Annotated in this window: 2 protein-coding genes; both read right to left on the bottom strand. The window is 67.3% G+C overall.

The window, feature by feature from the left end; genetic code table 11:
• A partial coding sequence (locus ADL22_RS15225; RefSeq protein WP_066978716.1) for a DUF397 domain-containing protein occupies window positions 1-173 on the bottom strand: 173 nt, incomplete at its 3' end.
• Window positions 174-215: 42 nt separating this feature from the next.
• Window positions 216-308: a DUF397 domain-containing protein gene (locus tag ADL22_RS15220; protein ID WP_324615564.1), complete on the bottom strand. Its 93-nt coding sequence runs from the start codon at window positions 306-308 to the stop codon at window positions 216-218.
• Window positions 309-312: the final 4 nt, after the last annotated feature.

The raw sequence follows: 312 nt of genomic DNA, 5'->3' as shown, positions 1-312 counted from the left end.
ACGAGGTCGTTGAACGACTGCGGGGTCAGGGTGAGTACCGGGCCGCCCGGGGTCTTGCTGTCCCGGATCAGAACCTCGCCGGTGCTGCGGGTGTGCTCCGGCGCCCACTCAAGGCAGTTGCCGCCGTTGTCGCTGAAGGAGGACTTGGACCAGTGGAGGGATTCGGTCGTCACGGGGTGCCTTTCGGTGCGGTGTGTCCGGAGCCGGCGTGCAGGTCAGCCGTGCGTCTTGGCGAACGTCACGAGGTCGTTGAACGACTGCGGGGTCAGGGTGAGTACCGGGCCGCCCGGGGTCTTGCTGTCCCGGATCAGA

Origin of the sequence: Streptomyces sp. NRRL F-4489 (genome assembly GCF_001509485.1) — a bacterium.
Classification (GTDB): domain Bacteria; phylum Actinomycetota; class Actinomycetes; order Streptomycetales; family Streptomycetaceae; genus Streptomyces.
This window is presented reverse-complemented; position numbering and strand designations above follow the sequence as displayed.